Source organism: SAR324 cluster bacterium (assembly GCA_029245725.1).
In the GTDB taxonomy this organism is placed as follows: Bacteria; SAR324; SAR324; order SAR324; family NAC60-12; genus JCVI-SCAAA005.
The window spans coordinates 1-5,201 of record JAQWOT010000238.1; the positions used below are offsets into that span (position 1 = coordinate 1).

Genomic DNA, 5,201 nt, shown 5'->3' on the forward strand with positions numbered 1-5,201 from the left:
TCTAGAACAATTGACCTGCGGTCAATTGGTGTCCTCCCTTCGGGAGTCCACCAGCAACCAATGTTTTTTTATAGAACTATTGTTTCTCTAGAGAATGATTGGTGTTGGAGCTTAAGGGTTGTTTAGCTTATGGATGAGTAGTTTCAAAGAAACTTCCAACATCGTTTTTGATTTGCTGTAGCAAAGCGTTTTACGATGGAGCCTTGCTAGATAATGCCTCAGTCGGCAGTTGAGTGATTCGATTTGTGTGGTGAAGGTCTTTCCCGTGTAATGCTTGGCCTGTGGAATGAAATTCTCGTAGGCCTTCAGCAAGTCCGTGACATCGCCTATCGTCGGCAGTTGCCTGATCTGCTCACAAAGGACCCTACCTGTTTTGATCGTTCTTCTTCCACAGACAAAGCCGAGGACCTTGCCAAAGGTGGAGTCCACCGCTAGCCAGAGCCAACATTGGGACTTTTTTTGTGATCAAAGTGCAGAGTTCATCGATTTCGATGAAGGAGCAGGCTTCGGTCTGTGGTGGGCTTGCTGGGAGTGCTTGGGCAGCTTGCACCAACCAGCGAGAGACCGTCTTATGATGGATGCTGAGAACCCGGCCGATGGCTCGCCTCCCCATCCCTTCGAGATAGAGCTGACAGGCCTGTTGCTTGAGGGCCGGATTTTTGCCTCGTCGTAGTGTTTGAAAGATCCGTCAGCAGGCTTGGCAAAGGTAGCGTTGGACACCACGGCTGGTGCCATAGCGAATGTAGTCAGGATGAGCACAGTGAGGACATTGCATCCTTAGATCTCCAAATCTCAGAGATTACTTCATTTGTCTAAACGACGCAAATGCGCCAACCCCGTAGATCGGAAGTTCTTGGTTTGTGAATTATTGCTCTGTCTATAGGTGTCATCTGCAAATCGTATCAACACGATTCACCACTTCGTTCAAACCAGCCGAATCGTCCCATCAGAATCTAGCCTGTAGTCAGCCACTGCATTGGTTAGCCGGATCGTGTCGTTCAGGTGATAGTAGGTACGCTCAATTTGGGTGATGCTGGTGCCGCACATGTCGGCAATTATACGAAAGTCCAAGCCACTCATTATCCTTTGCATAATCATATAATGCCTAAGGCTGTAGGGTACAATGTCCCTTGTTGCCAAGTCTTTAATCCCAGCGGACTCCACCATCCGTTTGAAGTGATACAGCAGCGCACGCTTGGTGATGGCTGAGTTGCCATCTACACTGAAGACGAGTGCATCGCAACTCCCATGTTTCACCATCTTCCTCCATGCCTCAAAATACCCAGCACTGCGACAGAGGAAGATTCTACTGCGTCGTACCTTGCTGGTTTCCGCACGTACATGGATGTGAGCTAGTGGGATGGGTTTGCCCTGCTTGTCCCTGTGTGTCTCTATCTCCACATTACTCCACCTTAGTTGTAGGTGCTCTCCCACACATAGTCCGCTGGTGGCTGATACGAGTACATAGTGCTGGACTAGTTGGCGCTGTAATCTTTCAACTGTATCTAACCCTCCATTCTTCCCATTACAGTACACCCGCGTTGCTGCACATAGTTTTTCATACTCTTCCCCAGTCAGTGTAGCCCTGCGTACAGCTTCATTGCCCCTGTCAACAAGAGGCAACTTGCAGAACTCAAAACCATCAATTTCTGTCTCCCCACGCTTGTGAAGCCAACGTACACACTGATTAATCGTGCTCTGCTCATGCTGCACGGTGAGATTCTTCACTTTGCTGCTAGATACTCGGTTGCTATACTGGAAGTAGCCCTCACAGTCTGTAGTATCCAATCCCTTCAATCGTGTTCCTCTACCAATAAACTCCTACCAGTGCTTGAGTTGACTGCGGATGGTGATGTACCTGTCTCTGGTAATCAGTCCCAGTTCCACATCACGCTCCCTCGCAGCCAGGAACTGTGCGAAACCCTTCTTTACTGTGAGGCTGAAGTAGGTTTTGCCGGAGAGTTGAGCTACAGAGATTTCCATGTAGAGCTGCTTGGCTCGCTCCACTGCGGTTGATTGAGAGCGTGTGCGCAGGCTCTTACGGGCATACTTGCCTTCCTGCTCCAACCACATGTGCAACTGCCAGTAGTCGCCACGCTGATGGATGTAGGCGTTATCAAAGATGGGGATTTCTCTGTCTTTAAGCTGTCGTTTGAGTGGCATTTTTCTCTTTGGGTCACCATTAGATGCAGTAGTCACAGGAATGTGTAAGCTTCTGTGCAACTGGGAGGAAAAATGCCAATGATATCAGTGGTGGGATCTTAGGTGTGGAACAGTTGGCAAAGTTTCCACAAACAATTAAATCAGTAGCTTAGCGTTGGGTCACTACTCCCACCCAGCATCCACTTGGCTAATTTCCACATAAAAAACATGGGGTTTGGGTGCGGAAAAGGGTGAGTCTAAGGATTGCCCAACTGTGCTTCAACAAACAGCCAGAGCCGCAAAAACCAATCACACAGATTCTCAGTGAGATAGCGCAGACTGGTTGGACACTGTGTTCCTCCACCCAGTACATATCCGCTATTCAGCAAATTCAATTTTGGGCTTTTCAACTTTAATCGTGTTAAAACGATTCACCGGTGATAATTCGTAAACTCTAAAATTAGCTAATCAACGAGGTTCGGTATATTGAACTCTACGTCAGGTTTCTTACACTTTTGACATAGAGGAGTCAAAATTTTCACTATGGTTGATTAAGAAATTTTGTGCTTATAAAAGGTTTAGAGTAAATAATTCAACAAATTTTCAAAAAATGTGTAATATAATTTTAGCTCAATGCTAACCTACTTTCAAATCTGCTACTAATCACGCCAACAAAAGATAGTTCAGCATTGACCTTTACCGAGTCAACAGACTATCAGCTCATTTGATACACTAGAGAATAAACTGAGACTTGTAATTGCAAATGTAATTGTTAGTGCAGCAATTACAGCAGGGAAAATAAAAAGTTTATTCTAACTTATCATTTAAATAAATATTTTGGGATTAAGGTTTCTTCAAATAGGTTGATTGAACTAGAAAAAATGTTGTTGAGTATTGTTTAGATTAAATACAAATAATTTCATTAAATATTTCAAAATATGTTTGATTTTCAATAATAAAAATATTTTTCGTGAAACTGAGTTTGGTGATTTTTTCAGCAGAAATTGAAGTGTGATGTGAACTCATATCAACGATAATTCAAAGTTCTCAGGATTACTTTATCACAGGTTTTAGAATCTTTGGTTCTAAAACCTATCAGTAGTAGATCTAGAATTGCAGAAAAATTTCTATCGTTCAAACAACATCAGTGAGCAGATCAAGAATTCCATAAATTCGAAATAAATTTTTAAGTTGGAGAATCCTTACGAAAAAATCATCTAGAATATATATTTTATATTAAGAATAAAAATATACTGAATTAGTATATTAGAAACTTCAAAGAAAATTTAGTTATTATTATTTTCGAATTAAGTTGTAAAACTGTAGATTGTAAAGATTTTAAATAAATATGAACTTGATTAAAATCATTTAAAAAGGATAGATTTTGGAAAATATATTACCTACTGCAGTTATTTATTGTGAAAATAATTTTTCAAAAGTAGATGGAAAAACAGCAAATGGACTCATCAGGCATTCAAAAGGATTTCTTATTACTTCCGTAATTGATAGTAGTAAAAAAGGTCTCGATAGTGGATTAGTTTTAGATAATAAAATAAATCATATCCCCATATTTGAAAATCTTAAAGAAGCTGTCAATAATGAAATTAAAATTCCAGATACAATGATTTATGGGATGGCACCAACAAATGGAAGGTTCTCAATTATTGACAAAAAAGTCATATTGCAGGCAATCAAATTTGGAATGAACATCATTAGTGGATTACATGAATACTTATGTAATGATAGTCAAATTATGAAAGCTGCAGAAATCGCAAAAGTAAAACTATTTGATATGAGAAAACCCATACCTAGTAAAGATATGGCTGTTTTTACTGGTAGTGTGGCAGATACATCTGAAATAAGAATCGCAATACTTGGTACTGATTGCGCTATTGGGAAACGAACTACTGCTACAATTCTGGAAGAATCTTTGAATAAGCGAGGAATTAAAACTATTCTAATTAACACTGGTCAGACTGGGCTTATACAAGGTGGGCGTTATGGTATTGCACTGGATTCAGTACCTTCACAATTTTGTTGTGGTGAGCTAGAAAAAGTAATCATTCAGGCTTCATTGACAGAAAAACCCCAAGTGATTTTAATAGAAGGCCAAGGTGCTTTGAGTCATCCTGCTTTTTGTACCTCTGCTTTCATCCTGCGTGGTAGTCAGCCACATGCTGTTATTCTTCAGCATTCTCCTAAACGGATTTTTCGATGTGACTTTCCAAACATGCTGATGCCTAACCCAGCAGATGAAATTTCACTAATCGAAAAATTCGCAAATACTAAGGTGATAGGTCTAACACTAAACCATGAGGAAATGACGGATGATGAAATCACAAGAGCAATTATTGACTATGCCACACAGCTCCAGCTTCCGATTACAGATGCATTAAGGACCCCAATTGCAAAATTAGTTGATATGGTCTTAGATGCTTTTCCTCAACTAAAAAATCCTTCATTAGCAGCTCAATAATGAGCACACCACGCGTTGAAATAAATCTAAATAAAATACGAAAAAACTCTCAATATCTAGTACAGAAACTTAAGATAAAAGGAATTAATACAATAGGTGTTACAAAAGCAGTGTGTGGTGATCCTGCAATTGCTTCAGCTATAATTTCTGGTGGTGTGACTGGACTTGCAGATTCTCGTATTGAGAATGTGATTAGAATGCGTAAAGCAGGAATTATCTCTGATATCACAATGATCCGAACACCAATGAGTAGTCAAATTCAGTTGATTGTAGATAGTTGTAATTTTAGTTATAATACTGAAATCAGTGTGATAGAGGCACTAGCTTGTACTGCATTAAAAAAGGGTAAGATTCATAATATCGTTTTGATGGTAGAAATGGGTGATTTGCGCGAGGGAATCATGCCCAGTGATCTCGAAAATGCTTTTAAAAGAATTGTCCAAATTCCTGGAATTAATATTAAAGGTATTGGTGCTAATTTTGCCTGCTTAAATAAAGCTCCTCCCAATCAAAAAATTATGTCTTTATTTTCCAATATTATAGATAAATTAAAAAATCAATATGAAGATAATATTAGGATTAT

General features: G+C 39.9%; 6 protein-coding genes. 3 read left to right on the forward strand and 3 right to left on the reverse strand.

Annotated elements, in window-relative coordinates; translation table 11 throughout:
- Nucleotides 1–111: 111 nt before the first annotated feature.
- Nucleotides 112–429: an IS1 family transposase gene (locus P8O70_13415; protein MDG2197857.1), complete on the reverse strand. Its 318-nt coding sequence runs from the start codon at nt 427–429 to the stop codon at nt 112–114.
- Here P8O70_13415 and P8O70_13420 point away from each other — a divergent pair.
- Nucleotides 317–673 carry a hypothetical protein gene (locus P8O70_13420; protein ID MDG2197858.1) on the forward strand — a complete coding sequence of 119 codons (357 nt, stop codon included), beginning with the start codon at nt 317–319 and terminating at the stop codon, nt 671–673. The two genes, P8O70_13415 and P8O70_13420, sit on opposite strands and share 113 nt — an antisense overlap.
- A 251-nt stretch (nt 674–924) precedes the next feature.
- Here the strand turns inward: P8O70_13420 and P8O70_13425 are convergent, their stop codons facing one another.
- Together P8O70_13425 and P8O70_13430 are read right to left on the reverse strand one after the other, a co-directional pair.
- Nucleotides 925–1,728 (reverse strand): tyrosine-type recombinase/integrase, encoded by an 804-nt coding sequence (locus tag P8O70_13425; GenBank protein MDG2197859.1) that lies wholly within the window; start codon nt 1,726–1,728, stop codon nt 925–927.
- A gap of 93 nt (nt 1,729–1,821) precedes the next feature.
- The gene (locus tag P8O70_13430; GenBank protein ID MDG2197860.1) at nt 1,822–2,163 is read right to left on the reverse strand and encodes a hypothetical protein; all 342 of its coding nucleotides are present in this window, start codon (nt 2,161–2,163) and stop codon (nt 1,822–1,824) included.
- A gap of 1,363 nt (nt 2,164–3,526) precedes the next feature.
- Between P8O70_13430 and P8O70_13435 the strand changes: the two genes are divergently transcribed.
- Together P8O70_13435 and P8O70_13440 are read left to right on the forward strand one after the other, a co-directional pair.
- The gene (locus P8O70_13435) at nt 3,527–4,618 is read left to right on the forward strand and encodes a DUF1611 domain-containing protein (GenBank protein MDG2197861.1); all 1,092 of its coding nucleotides are present in this window, start codon (nt 3,527–3,529) and stop codon (nt 4,616–4,618) included.
- On the forward strand, nt 4,618–5,201 hold a 584-nt coding region (locus P8O70_13440; protein ID MDG2197862.1), incomplete at its 3' end, for an alanine racemase. The genes P8O70_13435 and P8O70_13440, both read left to right, overlap by 1 nt.

Coding starts and splice junctions, on each gene's coding strand:
- P8O70_13430 (MDG2197860.1), bottom strand. CDS start 2,163: ATGCCACTCAAACGACAGCTTAAAGACAGAGAAATCCCCATCTTTGAT.